Consider the following 16,819-nt stretch of genomic DNA (forward strand, 5'->3'; position numbering starts at 1 on the left):
AAGCCCCGGTGCGCAGGCACCGGGGCTCGCAATGACCTCGACGGACCGTGAACGGCCCGGAGATCTCCACTCTGCTCCACAACCTGCGCGGGCGGTCCGCAACGGGTGCGGACCCTTCGGCCACCGTCCTCCCTCTCGGGGCACGGCGACAACCAGCGGTCTTTGGCTCGGCCAGCCTAACGGGGGAAGTCGGGTTTGACCAAATCGCCCTACGGGAAGGGCGGCGGGCTGCTCTCGGTGCCGGGGGCGGTGTCGGCCTCGGCGGGGGCCTGGACGGAGAGCGCGGAGCTGCCGAACTCGCTGTAGTCGACGGTGTCGACCGCGGCGGCGGCCCGGCGCAGCCGGACCAGCTGGTCGCCGTCGTCGAGCCAGAGGTCGAGCACCACGTCCCCGGTGCCCAGGGCGGCCTCCAGCGCCTGCCGCCGGGTCGGGTCGAGCTGGCTCTGCGCGGCGGCGTACTGGGCGGAGGTCACGGTGACCCGGTAGTGCTCGGCGGTGCCGTCGAGCAGCTTCTCCTCGCCGACCAGCTGCGGGTCCGGGGCGGCCGCCGCGGCGGCGACCGCGACCACCGGGCTGAGCCGGTCGATCAGGTCGCCGTACGGGATCCGGCCGTTGGAGAACTTCTGCCAGTGCGGGCCGCCGAGCCTGGCCGCGCTCTCCGGGTCGCCGCCCAGGTAGGCGGAGGTGTCCAGCACCATCAGCACCTGGCTGTCCGCCTCGCCCTGGTACTTCAGCACCGTCTTGGGCGCCCAGAACAGCTCGCCCTTGGCGCCCTCGCCGCCCAGCACCGCCGTGTACTCGGCCCGCCGGGCGTCGTGCAGCACCAGCTGGGCGGAGAGCATCACCCCGTGCGGGGAGCGGTCGGTGGGGGTGGGCTGGGCGGTGGACGGGGAGGCGCTGGTGGAGGAGGCGCCGCCGTCGGGGGTGCCGCCCGGGGAGCCGCAGCCGGTGGCCGCCCCGGTGAGCAGCGCGGCCGCCAGGAAGCCGGCGGCCCAACGTGCCGGTGCCCCCATCCGTCCTCCTCCTGCCGCCTCGCCGCCGTCCTGACCCCTCACGATGCCATGCGGACCGCGGGTTCCCGGAGCCGACCCCGGGGACCCGCGGTCCGACGGACCGTCAGCCCGTTACTGCTGCATCAGGTCCGAGAGCTTGAAGACCTCGGCGGCGGTCGGGGCCGGGGTGGCCTTGACCGTGCCCAGGGCGCTGTAGACGACCGTCTCGGGCTTGCTGCCCGCGTCGGTCGAGGGGTCGATGACGGTCTGCTGGACCAGCTCGTTCTTGTCGTTGACCCACAGGTCGGCGGTGACGGTCGCGCTCTGCTTCTTGATCTCGGCCAGCACCTGGGCCTTGAGGGCCCCCTCCAGCTTCATCTTGGCGACCAGGTCCTCCGCCTTGATCTCGCTGCGGTAGTGCGAGGCGCTCTGGCCCGCGACGGTCTCGGTGCCGACCAGGGTGGCGGTGGGCGCGGCGGCGGCCAGCTGGACCGCCGGGTTCATCACCTGCATCGCCCCGGCGATGGAGGCCGCCTCGTTGCCGTCCTCGCCGGAGCTGTCCGACGAGTCGAGCAGCAGCCACTTCTTGCCCTGGGCCACGGCGGCCATGTCGGGGGTGGCGCCGACGTACATCTGGCCGCCGGCGAAGAGGATCTTGACCTCCTTGCCCTCCTCCGTGGTGGTCAGCAGGAAGGACGCGGGGTCCTTCCAGACGTACTCGCCGGTGCCCTCGTCGCCGGCGCCCTTGACGGCCAGCTTGGCGCTGCCGGCCTTGTCCATCACCACGGCGGAGGCGAGCAGGGCCTCCTTGGGCGCGAGCTTCACCCCGCCCTTGCCCGCACCGGCCGCCGGGGAGGAGGCCGCGGCGGAGGAACCGCCCTTGGCCTCGGTCGAGCCGTCCGAGCCGGAGCTGCTGCAGGCGGTCAGGACGCCGGTGGCCAGGCAGGCCACGGCGAGGGTACGCAGTGCGCGCACGGGAGGTCCCCCTCTAATCGGATTCTCATCTCAACTACGGGGCGGACTCTACCGAACCGGCCGGAGCACCGCGCAAACCCTTTCCGAACGCCACCGGGCCCGCACCCCCGGAAGGGGTGCGGGCCCGGTGAAGCGTTGACCGCGCGGGGAACTGACTCGGGGTCAGACCGACGCCGGGTCCTCCTCGACGAGGAGGTTGCGGGTGCGGTTCGGGTCCACCTGGATGCCGGGGCCGATGGTGGTGGAGAAGGCGACCTTCTTCAGGTAGCGGCCCTTGGCGGCGGACGGCTTGGCCCGGAGGACCTCGTCCAGCGCGGCGGCGTAGTTCTCGACCAGCTGCTCGTCGGAGAACGAGGTCTTGCCGATGATCAGGTGCAGGTTCGAGTGCTTGTCGACGCGGAACTCGATCTTGCCGCCCTTGATCTCGTTGACGGCCTTGGCGACGTCCGGGGTCACGGTGCCGGTCTTCGGGTTCGGCATCAGGCCACGGGGACCGAGCACGCGGCCCAGGCGGCCGACCTTGCCCATCAGGTCCGGGGTGGCGACGACGGCGTCGAAGTCCAGACGACCCTTGGCGACCTCGTCGATCAGCTCGTCGGAGCCGACGATGTCGGCGCCCGCGGCACGCGCGGCCTCGGCACGCTCACCGTTCGCGAAGACCAGGACCCGAGCGGTCTTACCGGTGCCGTGCGGGAGGATGACGGTGCTGCGGACCATCTGGTCGGCCTTGCGCGGGTCGACGCCCAGACGCATGGCGACCTCGACGGTGCCGTCGAACTTGCTGGTGGAGGTCGCCTTGGCGAGGCGGACGGCCTCGAGGGGGGCGTAGATCCGGGCGCGGTCGACCTGGGCGTCCGCGGCCTTGAGGGCCTTGCTGCGCTTCACTGCTGCTCCTGGTGATTAATGGAGTTCGTGGGAACGGGCCGCGCTGGCCCTACCACGGGAAGGACGTACGGGGGCTGGTCAGCCCTCGACGGTGATGCCCATCGACCGGGCGGTGCCGGCGATGATCTTCTCCGCCGCGTCCAGGTCGTTGGCGTTCAGGTCGGGCATCTTGGTGGTGGCGATCTCGCGCACCTGGGCCGAGGTCAGCTTGGCGACCTTGGTCTTGTGCGGCTCCTTGGAGCCCTTGTCGATGCCCGCGGCCTTCAGGATGAGGCGAGCGGCCGGCGGGGTCTTCGTGACGAAGGTGAAGGAGCGGTCGTCGTAGACCGTGATCTCCACCGGCACGATCATGCCGCGCTGCGACTCGGTGGCCGCGTTGTACGCCTTGCAGAACTCCATGATGTTGACGCCGTGCTGGCCGAGCGCGGGGCCGACCGGCGGAGCCGGGTTGGCCGCACCGGCGTTGATCTGGAGCTTGATGAGCCCCGTGATCTTCTTCTTCTTGGGAGGCATGTCTCTCCGGGTCCTTCCGAGAGGTGATTGCTGATGTGCCCGGCCCCGGGGCGAAACCCGACCGCCAGGACACACATCGGACCAGGCTAACCGGTGACCCGTCGCGGAACCAAAACGGTGCCGGGGCGGAGGCTCTCGCCCCGCCCCGGCACCGGGGACCTTCGGGTCAGTTCTTCTGGATCTGGTCGAAGGAGAGCTCGACCGGGGTCTCCCGGCCGAAGATCTCGACCAGGCCCTTGACCTTCTTCGAGTCGGGGTTGATCTCGTTGATGGTCGCCTGCAGGGTCGCGAACGGGCCGTCGGTGACGGTGACCGAGTCGCCGACCTCGAAGTCCAGCACCTGCACCTCGACCGGGCGCACCGGCGAGGCCTTGCCGGCCTCCTTGGCGGCGGCGCGCTCCACGTCGGGGGCGAGCATCTTGACGACCTCGTCCAGGGTCAGCGGGTACGGGTCGTAGGCGTTGCCGACGAAGCCGGTGACGCCGGGGGTGTTGCGCACGACGCCCCAGGACTCCGGGGTGAGGTCCATCCGGACCAGCACGTAGCCGGGGAGCTTGTTCTGCCGGATGGTCTTGCGGTCGCCGTTCTTGATCTGGACGACCTCCTCCTGCGGAACCTGGGACTCGAAGATGTAGTCCTCGACGTTCAGCGAGACGGAGCGCTGCTCCAGGTTCTGCTTCACCCGGTTCTCGTAGCCGGCGTAGGTGTGGATGACGTACCACTCGCCGGGGGCGCGGCGCAGCTGCTCGCGGAACTCGGCGACCGGGTCGCTCTCGACCTCCTCGGCGGCCTCGTCGCCCTCGGCGGCAGCGTCCTCGGCGGGCTCGGCGTCCTCGGCGGACTCCTCCTCCGCCTCCGCCCCGTCCACCTCGTGCACGGCGGCGGCCTCGGCGGGCTCGCCCGCCTCCAGCTCGTCGGCGGCCTCGACCTCGTCCTCCTCGGCGTCCGCCTCGGCCGCACCCGTGGTCTCCTCGGCAAGAGACTCAACGTCGGCAGCCTCGGCCGCGTCCAGCTCGGCGGCGACATCCGCCTCGCGGACGGTCTCGTCGGCGTCGTACAGGGGGGACTCAGACACGGTCGCTGCTTCTTTCCTGGTTGTGGAACGGATACCTCAACAGTACCGACTCAACGGTAGTCGCCCGTGGCCCCTCGCGCCGACAGCTCGACCCGGGCCGAAGGATTCGGCCCGGGTCGGGGTGGAGTATTCGGTGCGGGACCTGCGGGGATCCCTGCGGGGTGGGGCCGGATCCGGCGTCAGCCGAAGATCCAGAAGGCGCCCTTCCCGAAGACCCAGTCGAGGCCGGCGACCACCAGCATCATCACGATGACGAAGGTGACCACGACGGTGGTGTACTGGATCAGCTGACTGCGGGTCGGCCAGACCACCTTGCGGAGCTCGGCGATGATCTGGCGGTAGAAGATCGCGGCCCGGGCGAAGACGCCCTTCTTGGCGCGCTTCCCGGACTTCTTGCCACCCTCGCCGGCGGCCTTGTTGGCCCGACGGCGCTCGCGCCGGGACAGCTTGCCGTCCTCGGTGCTGGTGGTCTCGTCCGCGGCGCCCTCGGCCCCCTCGGGGTTGCCGCTCTCAGGCGTTGCGGTGGAGCCCGTGGTCTCCGTCACTCGTCCTCACCTGAATCCCGGTCCTGCGGAGGTCCGTGCCTGCTGCACGGGCGATCCGGCGAAAGCTGTGCTGGGTGGGGCCCTCTCCGCATCAAGCCCGCTCGCTCTGCGGAGCGAACGGGCTTGGCACGGATCGAGCTGCAGGGCACGAGGGACTCGAACCCCCAACCGCCGGTTTTGGAGACCGGTGCTCTACCAATTGAGCTAGTGCCCTACGGAGCCTCGCGGCTCCGGCGTGGCCCCCAACCTACCGCATCCGCCCGGCCGTGTGGTGTACCCGGCCGAAGGATCCGCACTTCGGGAGCCATCGAGCAGTGAGTGTACGGGTTCTTCGCCGATTGGTCGAACCCCATTCACCGAGATCCACATTCGGCGACTTTCGGCGTCCTGCGCCCGAGATCCTCCGGCTCCGATCGCCGTCCGCCCGAGATCGTCCGGACCCGCGGCGCGGATGCTGGAACGCCGGTGCCCACCGGGGGAAACCGCGATGCCCGCGGTCCGTTCGGTCTGGGACCATTCAAGGCATGAGCGCACCCACCCCCGAGAACGTCTCCCCCGCCGCCCGCCGGGTCTCCGCCCGGGTCGGCGCCATCGCCGAGTCCGCCACCCTCGCCGTCGACGCCAAGGCCAAGGCCCTCAAGGCCGCCGGGCGTCCGGTGATCGGCTTCGGCGCCGGCGAGCCCGACTTCCCGACCCCCGGCTACATCGTGGACGCCGCGGTCGCCGCCTGCCAGGACCCGGCGAACCACCGCTACACCCCGGCCGGCGGCCTGCCGGAGCTGAAGGCCGCGATCGCCGCCAAGACGCTGCGCGACTCCGGCTACCAGGTGGACGCCTCGCAGGTGCTGGTGACCAACGGCGGCAAGCAGGCGATCTACAACGCCTTCGCCGCGATCCTCGACCCGGGCGACGAGGTGATCATCCCGGCCCCGTACTGGACCACCTACCCGGAGGCCGTGAAGCTGGCCGGCGGCACCCCCGTCGAGGTCGTCTCGGACGAGACCACCGGTTACAAGGTCTCGGTGGAGCAGCTGGAGGCCGCCCGCACCGCGAGCACCAAGGTCGTCCTGTTCGTCTCGCCGTCCAACCCGACCGGCGCGGTGTACACCGAGGCCGAGGCCGAGGCGATCGGCCGCTGGGCGCTGGAGCACGGCCTGTGGGTGCTCACCGACGAGATCTACGAGCACCTGGTCTACGGCGACGCGACCTTCACCTCGCTGCCGGCCCTGCTGCCCGAGCTGGCCGACAAGTGCATCGTGGTCAACGGCGTGGCCAAGACCTACGCGATGACCGGCTGGCGGGTGGGCTGGCTGATCGGCCCGAAGGACGTCGTGGCCGCCGCCTCCAACCTGCAGTCGCACGCCACCTCGAACGTCTCCAACGTGGCCCAGCGCGCGGCGATCGCCGCCGTCGCCGGGGACCTCTCCGCGGTGGACGAGATGAAGACCGCGTTCGACCGCCGCCGCCGCACCATCGTGGCGATGCTCAACGAGATCGAGGGCGTGCTCTGCCCCGAGCCCGAGGGCGCGTTCTACGTGTACCCGTCGGTCAAGGCCCTGCTGGGCAAGGAGCTCCGCGGCAAGCGCCCGCAGACCTCCGCCGAGCTGGCCGCGCTGATCCTGGACGAGGCCGAGGTCGCGGTCGTCCCCGGCGAGGCGTTCGGCACCCCCGGCTACCTGCGGCTCTCCTACGCGCTCGGCGACGCCGACCTGGTCGAGGGCGTCAGCCGGATGCAGAAGCTGCTCGGCGAGGCCCGCGACTGACCTCCCGTCAGCACCGCCCCCCGCGACTCACCCGATCGGGCGAGGTACGGGGGGCGGTTCCTGTTTCGGGGGGTTTTGCGGCAGGATCGGTGAATGGATCGCCTGCGTGATGTCCGGAGCCTGCCGAAGGCCCATCTGCACCTGCACTTCACCGGTTCGATGCGCCCCGCGACGCTGCTCGAACTCGCCGACAAGCACGGGATCCGGCTGCCCGAGGCGCTCAGCTCCGAGCACCCGCCCAAGCTCCGGGCCACCGACGAGCGCGGTTGGTTCCGCTTCCAGCGGCTCTACGACACCGCCCGCTCCTGCCTGCGCGACGAGTCCGACATCCGCCGGCTGGTCCGGGAGACCGCCGAGGACGAGCGGGCCGACGGCTCCCGCTGGCTGGAGATCCAGGTCGACCCGACCTCGTACGCGCCGCTGCTCGGCGGCCTGACCCCGACCCTGGAGCTGGTGCTGGACGCCGTCCGGGAGGCGTCCGAGGCCACCGGCGTCGGCATCCGGGTGCTGGTCGCCGCGAACCGGATGAAGTCCCCGATGGACGCCCGGACGCTGGCCCGGCTCGCCGTCCGGTACACCGACCGGGGGGTGATCGGCTTCGGCCTCTCCAACGACGAGCGCCGCGGCCTGGCCCGGGACTTCGACCGGGCCTTCGCGATCGCCCGCGGCGGCGGCCTGATCGCCGCCCCGCACGGCGGCGAGCTCGCCGGGCCCGACTCCGTCCGCGACTGCCTGGACGACCTGGGCGCCACCCGGATCGGCCACGGCGTGCGCGCCGCCGAGGACCCGCGGCTGCTCCAGCGGCTCGCCGACCGGCAGGTCACCTGCGAGGTCTGCCCGGCCTCCAACGTCGCCCTCGGCGTCTACGACAGCCCCGAGCAGGTGCCGCTGCGCGCGCTCTTCGAGGCCGGCGTCCCGCTCGCCCTCGGCGCCGACGACCCGCTGCTGTTCGGCTCCCGGCTCGCCGACCAGTACGCCCTGGCCCGCGAGTCGCACGGCTTCACCGACGCCGAGCTGGCCGAGCTCGCCCGCCAGTCGATCCGCTCCTCCCGGGCCCCCGAGCACGTGGTGAAGGAACTCCTGGGCGAGGTCGACGCCTGGCTGGTGGAGGAGCCGGCCCGGGCTTCCTAGGACCGGCGGGTGAGGGCGCCGGTCGCCGCGGCGAGCAGCCCGCCCACCACCAGGGCGCCGACCGCGACCAGGGCCGCCCCGACCACGAACAGCCCGTCGCCGTCCCCGGCCCAGTCCACCCCGGCGGCGCCGGTCAGGCCCGCCGTGCTGCCCGCGACGGCGGCGAGCGGCCGGCCCCGGTGCGCCGACCAGCACACCGCCGCGCCGACCGTCAGCACCAGGCCGAGCACCTGCCACACCTGGTAGGGGCCGGACACCGTGCCGTCCGGGGCGACGTCCCGCTCCCCGTCCCACCCCAGCCAGGCGGCCCAGGCCAGGACGGCGGTCAGCAGGGGCAGCAGTAGGGGTGCGCGGTGCGCGGTCTCGGCTCTCACCGGCCGAGCGTCCCGCACCCGGGGCGCGGCCCGACAGCGCGCGGGTACTCAGCCGGCGGCTGAGTACCCGGCGGGTTCAGAGGCTGACGCCCACCATCACCGGCTCGTTCACCAGCTCGACCCCGAACGCCGCGCGCACCCCGTCCCGCACCTCGCGGGCCAGGGCGAGCAGGTCCTCGGTGGTGGCCGAGCCGCGGTTGGTCAGGGCCAGGGTGTGCTTGGTGGAGAGCGTCGCCGGGCCGCTGCCGTGGCCCTTGCGGAAGCCCGCGTTGTCGATCAGCCAGGCCGCGGAGGTCTTGGTGCGCCCCTCCCCCGCCGGGTAGCTCGGCGCCCGCAGCTCGCCCAACCTGGCGCTGAACGCGGCGAACTGATCGTCCGTCAGGACCGGGTTGGTGAAGAACGAGCCCGCCGACCAGGTGTCGTGGTCGGCCGCGTCCAGCACCATGCCCTTGCCCGCGCGCAGCCGCAGCACCTCGGCGTGGGCGTCGGCCAGCTTCACCCGCTGCCCCGCCTCGACGCCCATCGCCCGGGCGGCCTCGGCGTACTTCACCGGCGAGGACAGCCCGCCCTCGTCCGCGAGCCGGAACCGCACCCGCAGCACCACGTACCGGTCCGGGTCCGCCTTGAAGCGGCTGTGCCGGTAGGAGAAGGCGCAGTCGGCGTTGGCCAGCGTGACGCTCTCGCCGAGCAGGCGGTCGTAGGCGACCACCTCGGTGATGCTCTCCGCGACCTCCTGGCCGTACGCCCCCACGTTCTGCACCGGGGTCGCGCCCGCCGAGCCGGGGATCCCGCCGAGGAACTCGATCCCGGCCAGCCCGGCGTCGACCGTGCGGGCCACCGCGTCCGACCAGACCTCGCCGGCCGCGAGTTCCAGCCGCGTCCCGTCCAGTTCGAAGCCCTCGGTGGCGATCCGCAGCACCGTCCCCGGGAAGCCGGCGTCGCCGATCACCAGGTTCGACCCGCCGCCGATCACCAGCAGCGGCTCCCCCGCCGCGTCCGCCGCCCGCACCGCGGCCACCACCTCGGCGTCCGTCTGCGCCGTCACCAGCCGGCGGGCCGGACCGCCCAGCCGCAGCGTCGTCAACGGGGCCAGCGGCGCGTCCATCTCCTCGATCACCGCCCCAGCGTAAGGCAAGCCTCGGGGAGGACGGCGGGCACGCACCACCGGGGGCCGCCCCGCCTACCGGTTCGCCGCGAGGCGCCGCCGGGCCTCGTCCCAGCCGGGTTCCGCCGCGCTCTCCGCGTCCCAGCTGGCGAACGCGGAGTGCTCCATGGCGGGGCGGAGGGCGGTCATCGCCCGCCGGTGCGTCCCGGAGCGGACGAAGGCGGCGAGCGCCTCGCGGTCGCTCCAGCTGGAGAGCACCCAGAAGGTGCGGTCCAGGGGCGCGGCCCGCAGGGTGACGCCGAGGGCGCCGGGGGCGCGGCGGGCCCGGCTGCGGACCTTCAGGGACTGCCGCAGGAAGCCGGGAACGTGCCGCAGTCCGCGGACCTTGAGTTCGGCGGCCATCACGACGGGCCGGGCGGGGGGCTGCTGGGCGGCGGGGCCGGGGCTCCACGGGAGCGTCATCGCGAGCACGGGTTCCTCCTCTTGTTCCTCGTCCGTCGGCGGGTCGCCGACCGGCGCTCAGGCCCGGTCGGCCGGAACGGTGGCGGGGGCGGGGGCGGCGTCGGGAGCGGGAGCGGACTCCGGGCGGGCCGCCGCGGCCGTCCGCACGCCCCGCCGGCGCGGGACGAGCGCGGCGGCGACCGCGCCGGCCCCGATCGCGAGGGCGCCGACCAGGACGGCGGGGACGAGTCCGTCGGTGAAGGAGTCGACGCTGCCGTAGCCGCCCTGCGCGGAGAAGACCGCGGAGAGCACGGCCACCCCGAGCGCGCCGCCGACCTCGCGCATGGCGTTGTTCGCGCCGGAGGCGATGCCCTGTTCGGCGGGCCGGACGCTGGCCATCACCAGGTTGGCGGTGGGGGCGAAGTACAGGGCCATCCCGGCGCCGCAGAGCATCAGGACCGGGACCTGTGCCCCGTACCCGGCGGAGTTCTCGGCGAGCAGGGCCATCCCGACCAGGCCGAGGGCCTGCAGGACGAGGCCGGTGACGACGATGGGGCGGCCGCCGATCCGGTCGGTGAAGACGCCGGCGAGCGGGGCGATCAGCAGCGGCATGGCGGTCCACGGGAGCATCCGGAGGCCGGCCTGTTCGGCGGTGTAGCCGTTGACGCCCTGGAAGTACTGGCTGATCAGGAAGATCGAGCCGAACATGCCGAGGAACATCAGCAGGCTGGCGGCGTTGACGGCGCTGAACGTCCGGTTGCGGAACAGCCGCATCGGCAGCATCGGCCGCTTCGCGTAGCGGGCCTCGTACCCGACGAAGGCGGCCAGCAGCAGGACGCCGCCGGTCAGCGCGGTGAGCACCAGCGGGTCGGTCCAGCCGTCGGGGTTGCCGCGGACCAGGCCGAGGACGAGGCCGAACAGGCCGGCGCTGACCAGCGCGGTGCCGGGGAGGTCGAGGCGGGGGTTCTCGCCGCGGCTCTCGCCGAGCACGGCGCGGGCGAGCGGCAGCAGGAGCAGGCCGACCGGGACGTTCACCCAGAAGATCCACTGCCAGGAGAAGTGCTCGGTGAGGGTGCCGCCGATCAGCGGTCCGGTGGCGACGGCCAGTCCGCTGACCCCGGACCAGATGCCGAAGGCCATGCCGCGCCTGGCGGCGGGGACCGCGACGGTGAGCAGGGTGAGCGTGAGCGGCATCATCACGGCCGCGCCGACGCCCTGGACGGCGCGGGCGGCGATCAGCGTGCCCATGCTCGGGGCGAGCGCGGCGGACGCCGAGCCGAGGGTGAAGACCACGAGCCCGCCGAGGAACAGCCGGCGGCGGCCGAAGCGGTCGCCGAGGGCCGCGCCGAACATCAGCAGGACCGCGAAGGTCAGGGTGTACGCGCTGACCGTCCACTCCAGGTCGGCGAGGGCGCCGCCCAGGTCGGCGCGGATCGCGGGCAGTGCGGTGGTGACCACCAGGTTGTCGAGGCCGGCCATGAAGCTGGCCACGCTGACGACCACCAGGGTCCAGACGGCTTGCCTGTTCATCTCTGCTTCCCCCAGGTTGTGATTGATCAATAACTTTCGTGGGCCGAAAAAAGGGCGCCCGCCGCTGTCGGCGGAGCGCCTCAGCCCTCCCCGTCCCGCCTCCGGTTGAGCTCCGCGAAGCCCTCCCAGAGCTCGTGGCCGGCCGGGTACCCCAGCGCCACCAGGGTGTTGATCAGCATGCCGTGCGCCATGAACTCGGTGGCCGACACCCGGTCGCCGAGCCGGTCGCGGATCCGCTCGAACAGCCGGAACCAGCCGGCCCGGGCGATCTCGCCGATCTCGTTGTCCCCGACCGATTCCGCCGCGAACACCGAGACGTAGATCTGCATCTGCATCATGACCTGCTCGCGGTCGGCGATCAGGCCGAGGTACGCCTCGCCCATCGCCTCGCACGCGGCCTCCCCCGTCAGGCCCTCCGACGCGCGGTCGAAGGCCCGCCAGGTCTCCTCGATGCAGTGTTCCGCCGCCGCCTCGAAGATCGCCTGCTTGTTGGGGAAGAGCCGGAACAGGTACGGCTGCGAGACTCCCACCCGGCGGGCGATCGCCTCGGTGGAGGTGCCCCGGTACCCGCCCCGGGCGAACTCCACCATGGCCGCCCGGACGACGCTCTCGCGCCGCTCCTCGGCGGACATCCGCATGCTGCTCCTGGCCACACCCAAAGATTAGTGATTGGCCAATAACTTAGCAACCCCCACGGGTCCGCGGTCCCGGGCAGGGGCCCCGCCGTCCGGGGCCCCCACCGCCGGGAGCGCGTCAGGCCAGGCGGACGACGGCCCGGGCCATGCCGAGGACCTTCTGCCCCGCGCTGGTGGCGGTGAGGTCGACCCGGACCCGGTTGTCCTCCAGCAGCGCGGCGACCTTCCCGGTGACCTCGACGGTGGCGCCGACCCCGTCGTTGGGGACGACGACCGGCTTGGTGAACCGCACGCCGTACTCGACGACCGCGGCCGGGTCGCCGACCCAGTCGGTCACCACCCGGGCGGCCTCGGCCATGGTGAACATGCCGTGCGCGATCACGTCCGGGAGGCCGACCTCCAGGGCGAACTTCTCGTTCCAGTGGATCGGGTTGAAGTCCCCCGAGGCACCGGCGTACTGCACCAGCGTCGCCCGGGTGACCGGGAACGACTGCGCCGGCAGCTCGGTGCCGACCTGGACCTCGTCAAAGCGGACCGCCACGGTCACTCCTCCCCGGCTTCGTCGGCGGCGCGCGCCACCAGCGTCATGATCGACGTCACCACGTGCTCGCCGCTGGCGTCGTCGACCTCGCCGCGGACGGTCAGCACGTCGTTGCCCGCCAGCGACTTGATCGCGTCGATCGAGACCGTGACGGAGAGCCGGTCGCCGGCCCGCACCGGGCGGGTGTAGGCGAACTTCTGGTCGCCGTGCACCACCCGGCTGTAGTCCAGGCCCAGCTCGGGGTCGTTGACGACCTGCGCGGCGGCCCGGAAGCTCAGCATGAAGGGGAAGGTCGGCGGGGCGATGACGTCCGGGTGGCCCAGCGACTTGGCGGCCTCGGCGTCGGTGTACGCCGGGTTCGCGTCACCGATCGCGGCGGCGAACTCGCGGATCTTCTCCCGGCCCACCTCGTACGGCTCGGTGGGCGGGTAGGTCCGCCCGATGAACGAGGGGTCGAGTGGCATGGGGCAACTCCTCTGGTGCGTACGGCCGTCCGCCGGCGGTCCGGCGATGCTCCGGCGGTGGTCCAGTATGCAGAAACGGCTCCAGGCCGCGCCCCGAGTGGGGTGCGGCCTGGAGCCGAGGCAAAGTCAGCGGGTTTCGCGGTGCGCCGTGTGAGAGTTGCAACGCGGGCAGTGCTTCTTCATCTCAAGACGGTCCGGGTCGTTACGCCGGTTCTTCTTGGTGATGTAGTTCCGCTCCTTGCACTCCACGCAGGCCAGCGTGATCTTCGGGCGGACATCGGTGGCAGCCACGGGAGTGCCTTCCTTGGACAATGAATAAGAACACAGACAAGAGTAGCCGATCGGGAGTAATCCCCCCCGATCGACTACGCGGGGTAGCGGTGACCGGACTTGAACCGGTGACACAGCGATTATGAGCCGCTTGCTCTACCAACTGAGCTACACCGCTTTGATGATCGGAACCTCACCGGAGCGAGGAGCCTTTCACCAGAGCCCCCATGCGGAATCGAACCGCAGACCTTCTCCTTACCATGGAGACGCTCTACCGACTGAGCTATAGGGGCGAACGAGGAAGAGATTACACGGTTCCGGGCCAGAGGTGAAATCCGTATCCGCGCCGGATCTCCGCAGGTCGGCGGCACCGCACTGACGCGCCGTCACCCGACACCCGTTCGACCCCCGCCGCCACCGGAACGCACCCGACACGTCCCGACACGTCAGGGCGGCCCGCATCCGACCGTCGCGCCCGAGGTCGGCCTAGGCTCGACCGTCAGTGATCTCCCGAGGTCCCCCGAGCGGTCTCCGCGGCCTCCCGGGCGGCCTCTTCAACGGGTGCGCCGCAGGTCGGCCGCCCCGCACCGGCTCCGGGGCCGCCGGACGGTCGACGGGACTGGAGGAGCGGACCGATGAGCGAACGCAGCGAGGGCGCCCAGCCGCCGCCCGCCAACCCGCTCGGGCACGGGCCGGTGCTGCTGCTCACCGGGGCCCGGCTGCTGGACGGGCGGGTGGTGGACGTCCGGATCAGCGGGGACCGGATCCAGGCGGTCGGCACCGTCGGCAGCCTCGGGCCGCTGCCCGCGATGCCCGGACAGCCGACGGTGACCACCGGCGCCCGGATCGACCTGTCCGGCTACCTGCTGCTGCCCGCCCCCGCCGAACCGCACGGGCACTACGACACCGCCTTCTCCGCCGCGCTGCCCGAGCCCACCGGGGACGGCCCGGCCGAACTGGTCCGCCGGGCCACCGAGTCCGCGCTCACCTCGCTCGGCTACGGGGCCACCGCCCAGCGCACCCACGTCCGGATCGGCGACGTGCACGGGCTGGCCCGACTGGAGGCCGTCCTCACCGCCCGCCAGTCGCTGCGCGGCCTGGCCGAACTGCAGGCGGTCGCGATGCCCCGGCTGCTCACCGGCCGGGCCGGCGCGGACGGGCGGGCCCTGCTGCGGGACGCGCTCAAGCTCGGCGCGGACGCGGCGGGCGGCTGCCCCGACCTCGACCCGGACCCGGTCGGCTACGTGCACGTCCTGCTGGAGGCCGCGGCCGAGGCCGACTGCCCGGTCGACCTGCACACCAACGCCGCCGACCAGGCCCAACTCTCCCGGGTGGCGGCCGCGTTGGCCCCGCACCGGCCCCGGGTCACGCTCGGCCCGTGCAGCGCGCTGCCGCCCGGCGGCGCCGGCGTGCTGGCCAGCGCCGGCGTCCGGGTGGTCTGCCTGCCGCAGAACGGCGGCTGCACCGGGCTCGAAGGCCGGCCGATCGGCCTGCGCCCTGCCCTGGTCCGGGAGTTCGCGCACGCCCGGGTCGCCCTCACGGCCGGCACCGGCGCCCTGCGCGACGCCTCCAACCCGGTCGGCCGGGCCGACCCGCTGGACGCCGCCCGGCTGCTCGCCGCGAGCGGCGCGCTCTCCCCCGAGGCCGCCTACGACGCCGTCTCCGCCCAGGCCCGCACCGCCCTCGGCCTGGCCCCCGTCCGGGTCGACGCCGGGTTCCCCGCCGAACTCCTCGCCGTCCGCGGCGACAGCCTGACCGGCGCCCTCTCCGGCGGCCAGTCCCGCCTGGTGGTGCACTGCGGCCGGATCGTCTCCCGCACCAGCGCGGTCCGCGAGTTCGCCGACACCGTCACGCTGGCCCTCCCCCGCCAGAACCACCCGGACTGAGCCGCCCGGGCCGGGTCGGGCTGCGCCGCGCCGTCCGGCACGCGCCGGCACCGCCAGGGGCCCGGACGACGAAGAAGCCCCCGGGCTGCGTCTACGCAGCCCGGGGGCTTCTTCACTATCCAGTGGCTGGTGCAGGGTTCGAACCTGCGTAGCTTGCGCGACAGATTTACAGTCTGCCGCACAGTGAAGACGCCTACCTGCCGTCATCTGCGGGTTATCGCTGGTTATGCCCCAGGGGCGCAACCTTGGTCCGCCACCGGTCCGGATCACGCCCTGGGGACCACGCCTCGTCAGTCACCAAGAGAAGCCTGCGCCGGCTGATCCAACTGCTGCTGACGCCTCCGCTGCTCATTTTGAAGAATTTCAGCCCTCTCGGTAAATTCCGCAATCGCCTCTTCTTCGGATTCAATAGCCCGATAGCGCCCGATCTTCAAGTTTACGGAGTTCAGCTCCTCCGCCAGTGAATCAGAAGTCTGCTGCAGATAGAAGCTGCGCTCACGATACTTGAAGTAGCCAGTAAATCCAGCCGAGACGCCGACAGCAAAGCTCGCCGCGACAGTAAGCAACTGCCCCCTCGGGACCGAGTCTCCGAGCGCCGCGATCGTTGATGTCGCCAGCGAGCCCACAATGATAACGCTCTGGAAGCCATTGTGGACCGCCCTATACCTCGCGCCGCTCCGCTGGTACCTGTCGATAGCTACAGGAACCGTCTCGCGGTAGATGTACCTGCGGGACAAGGGATCAAGGTTGAGCTTGACCGCCATCAGCCTACGGCGCTCGTGTGCCAACTCAAGCTCAAGCCTCTGCTCCGCAATGTACTTCTGACCCCAGGGTGAGATTTTATTACCTTCCGCCGGAAGGTCCGCCCTGAGAATGAAGAGAGCAAAAGAAATCGGAATGCCCGCCACGTCAATCCGCCACAGACTAATTTTCCCCCAGAATACAATATTGACAAGGAAGAGAATTAGCACAGCCGATGGAAATATAGCCTTGATGGCGAGACATCGAAGCCTAGTTCTCGTGGCAGCCCGAAGCTTCTGCTCGATCTCCAAGATCGCCCTACTTTGGGCCAATTGCAGCTCAACGGGGCCGAGTGTCTGATCTCTGCCCTGCGCCATCTCTCCCCCATCAGGTCACTTGCCATCGCGGAACATCAGAATCGTCAATTGCCATGAATGGTAGCGCTCGTTCGAAGTAGTGTCCGCTGATCTCAGAGTTCGCACCTGACTGTGCGCTCACGGGCGGTGGAGCGGTTTTGGCCGGTGTCCTGCCTGGTCTGGGTCCGAGCATGATCGGGGGGCCGTAAGCTGTTGCGACTCGGTCAGGGCTCTTTGGGCCTGACCGCAATTTGGCCGAGTGGCCCCCCGGTCTTGCTCGGTGCGGGGCCCGGTCCTGGCAGGTGGGTAAAACCGTGGAGCCGCCCGCCCCAGCCACGACGGCGCATTGGGCCGCAACCACCTACGACCGTCCGACGCCGTGCGCGGCCGGCCGCCGCCTCGCCCGGGCGAAGACAAGGGCGGGGGCGAGCGGTTGGGCCGCGCCCCGGGCGCGAAGCGCCCTTGAACCCGTAGAGAAGAGTTTTACGCACCCCCTCCACCACCTCCTAATGCTGTTGTCAAGCCGCTGATGCGACCGGGAGTCCACGTTGGAAGCACTGTCCGTCACGGATGAGAGCCCACAGGACGTTGACGCGT

General features: G+C 71.6%; 18 protein-coding genes and 4 tRNA genes. 3 read left to right on the plus strand and 19 right to left on the minus strand.

Annotated elements, in window-relative coordinates; genetic code table 11:
- Positions 1-209: 209 nt before the first annotated feature.
- The 7 genes from ABD345_RS12490 to ABD345_RS12520 all read right to left on the minus strand — a co-directional run bounded on the left by ABD345_RS12490 (position 210) and on the right by ABD345_RS12520 (position 5,199).
- Positions 210-1,013 carry an SCO4651 family lipoprotein gene (locus ABD345_RS12490; RefSeq protein ID WP_344552051.1) on the minus strand — a complete coding sequence of 268 codons (804 nt, stop codon included), beginning with the start codon at positions 1,011-1,013 and terminating at the stop codon, positions 210-212.
- A gap of 111 nt (positions 1,014-1,124) precedes the next feature.
- The gene (locus tag ABD345_RS12495) at positions 1,125-1,967 is read right to left on the minus strand and encodes an SCO4651 family lipoprotein (protein WP_344552052.1); all 843 of its coding nucleotides are present in this window, start codon (positions 1,965-1,967) and stop codon (positions 1,125-1,127) included.
- Positions 1,968-2,129: 162 nt separating this feature from the next.
- Complete coding sequence (gene rplA / locus ABD345_RS12500; protein ID WP_344552053.1) at positions 2,130-2,852, minus strand: 50S ribosomal protein L1; 723 nt, start codon at positions 2,850-2,852, stop codon at positions 2,130-2,132.
- Positions 2,853-2,930: 78 nt separating this feature from the next.
- A complete protein-coding gene (rplK, locus tag ABD345_RS12505) occupies positions 2,931-3,365 on the minus strand; it encodes a 50S ribosomal protein L11 (protein ID WP_014136323.1) in 435 nt (144 codons plus the stop codon).
- Positions 3,366-3,531: 166 nt separating this feature from the next.
- Positions 3,532-4,440, minus strand: coding sequence for a transcription termination/antitermination protein NusG (gene nusG / locus ABD345_RS12510; RefSeq protein ID WP_425556803.1), 909 nt, complete (start codon positions 4,438-4,440; stop codon positions 3,532-3,534).
- 179 nt (positions 4,441-4,619) lie between these two features.
- On the minus strand, positions 4,620-4,985 hold the full coding sequence (secE, locus tag ABD345_RS12515; RefSeq protein ID WP_380273587.1) for a preprotein translocase subunit SecE: 366 nt from the start codon (positions 4,983-4,985) through the stop codon (positions 4,620-4,622).
- Between the two features lie 141 nt (positions 4,986-5,126).
- Positions 5,127-5,199 (minus strand) — tRNA-Trp (locus ABD345_RS12520).
- Positions 5,200-5,509: 310 nt separating this feature from the next.
- Between ABD345_RS12520 and ABD345_RS12525 the strand changes: the two genes are divergently transcribed.
- Together ABD345_RS12525 and ABD345_RS12530 are read left to right on the plus strand one after the other, a co-directional pair.
- Positions 5,510-6,748 carry a pyridoxal phosphate-dependent aminotransferase gene (locus ABD345_RS12525; protein ID WP_344552054.1) on the plus strand — a complete coding sequence of 413 codons (1,239 nt, stop codon included), beginning with the start codon at positions 5,510-5,512 and terminating at the stop codon, positions 6,746-6,748.
- Positions 6,749-6,841: 93 nt separating this feature from the next.
- Positions 6,842-7,879, plus strand: a complete 1,038-nt coding sequence (locus ABD345_RS12530) for an adenosine deaminase (RefSeq protein WP_344552055.1) — start codon at positions 6,842-6,844, stop codon at positions 7,877-7,879.
- Here the strand turns inward: ABD345_RS12530 and ABD345_RS12535 are convergent.
- From ABD345_RS12535 to ABD345_RS12580, 10 genes are all read right to left on the minus strand, one after another.
- Positions 7,876-8,253: a hypothetical protein gene (locus tag ABD345_RS12535; protein WP_344552056.1), complete on the minus strand. Its 378-nt coding sequence runs from the start codon at positions 8,251-8,253 to the stop codon at positions 7,876-7,878. The genes ABD345_RS12530 and ABD345_RS12535 overlap by 4 nt on opposite strands.
- Positions 8,254-8,329: 76 nt before the next feature.
- Positions 8,330-9,367 carry a UDP-N-acetylmuramate dehydrogenase gene (locus ABD345_RS12540; RefSeq protein ID WP_344552069.1) on the minus strand — a complete coding sequence of 346 codons (1,038 nt, stop codon included), beginning with the start codon at positions 9,365-9,367 and terminating at the stop codon, positions 8,330-8,332.
- 66 nt (positions 9,368-9,433) lie between these two features.
- Entirely contained in the window at positions 9,434-9,820 is a 387-nt protein-coding gene (locus ABD345_RS12545) for an antibiotic biosynthesis monooxygenase family protein (RefSeq protein WP_344552070.1), read from the minus strand.
- A gap of 57 nt (positions 9,821-9,877) precedes the next feature.
- Positions 9,878-11,329 (minus strand): DHA2 family efflux MFS transporter permease subunit, encoded by a 1,452-nt coding sequence (locus ABD345_RS12550; protein ID WP_344552057.1) that lies wholly within the window; start codon positions 11,327-11,329, stop codon positions 9,878-9,880.
- 80 nt (positions 11,330-11,409) lie between these two features.
- The gene (locus tag ABD345_RS12555) at positions 11,410-11,967 is read right to left on the minus strand and encodes a TetR/AcrR family transcriptional regulator (protein WP_344552071.1); all 558 of its coding nucleotides are present in this window, start codon (positions 11,965-11,967) and stop codon (positions 11,410-11,412) included.
- Between the two features lie 115 nt (positions 11,968-12,082).
- Complete coding sequence (locus tag ABD345_RS12560) at positions 12,083-12,511, minus strand: MaoC family dehydratase (RefSeq protein ID WP_344552058.1); 429 nt, start codon at positions 12,509-12,511, stop codon at positions 12,083-12,085.
- Positions 12,508-12,969, minus strand: a complete 462-nt coding sequence (locus ABD345_RS12565) for an FAS1-like dehydratase domain-containing protein (protein ID WP_344552059.1) — start codon at positions 12,967-12,969, stop codon at positions 12,508-12,510. The genes ABD345_RS12560 and ABD345_RS12565 overlap by 4 nt, the downstream gene beginning before the upstream one ends.
- 126 nt (positions 12,970-13,095) lie before the next feature.
- Positions 13,096-13,260, minus strand: coding sequence for a 50S ribosomal protein L33 (gene rpmG / locus ABD345_RS12570; protein WP_006604855.1), 165 nt, complete (start codon positions 13,258-13,260; stop codon positions 13,096-13,098).
- A gap of 84 nt (positions 13,261-13,344) precedes the next feature.
- Positions 13,345-13,417, minus strand: a tRNA-Met gene (locus tag ABD345_RS12575).
- Between the two features lie 42 nt (positions 13,418-13,459).
- Positions 13,460-13,532: transfer RNA gene (locus ABD345_RS12580), tRNA-Thr, on the minus strand.
- A gap of 342 nt (positions 13,533-13,874) precedes the next feature.
- Between ABD345_RS12580 and ABD345_RS12585 the strand changes: the two genes are divergently transcribed.
- A complete protein-coding gene (locus ABD345_RS12585) occupies positions 13,875-15,125 on the plus strand; it encodes an amidohydrolase family protein (RefSeq protein WP_344552060.1) in 1,251 nt (416 codons plus the stop codon).
- 123 nt (positions 15,126-15,248) lie between these two features.
- On the opposite strand, the gene ABD345_RS12590 is transcribed toward ABD345_RS12585, so the two are convergent.
- Both ABD345_RS12590 and ABD345_RS12595 read right to left on the minus strand, forming a co-directional pair.
- A tRNA-Tyr gene (locus ABD345_RS12590) sits at positions 15,249-15,359 on the minus strand.
- A 56-nt stretch (positions 15,360-15,415) separates the two neighbouring features.
- On the minus strand, positions 15,416-16,177 hold the full coding sequence (locus tag ABD345_RS12595; RefSeq protein WP_344552061.1) for a DUF4231 domain-containing protein: 762 nt from the start codon (positions 16,175-16,177) through the stop codon (positions 15,416-15,418).
- Positions 16,178-16,819 lie beyond the last annotated feature (642 nt).

The organism is Kitasatospora saccharophila (assembly GCF_039529925.1).
GTDB lineage: Bacteria > Actinomycetota > Actinomycetes > Streptomycetales > Streptomycetaceae > Kitasatospora > Kitasatospora saccharophila.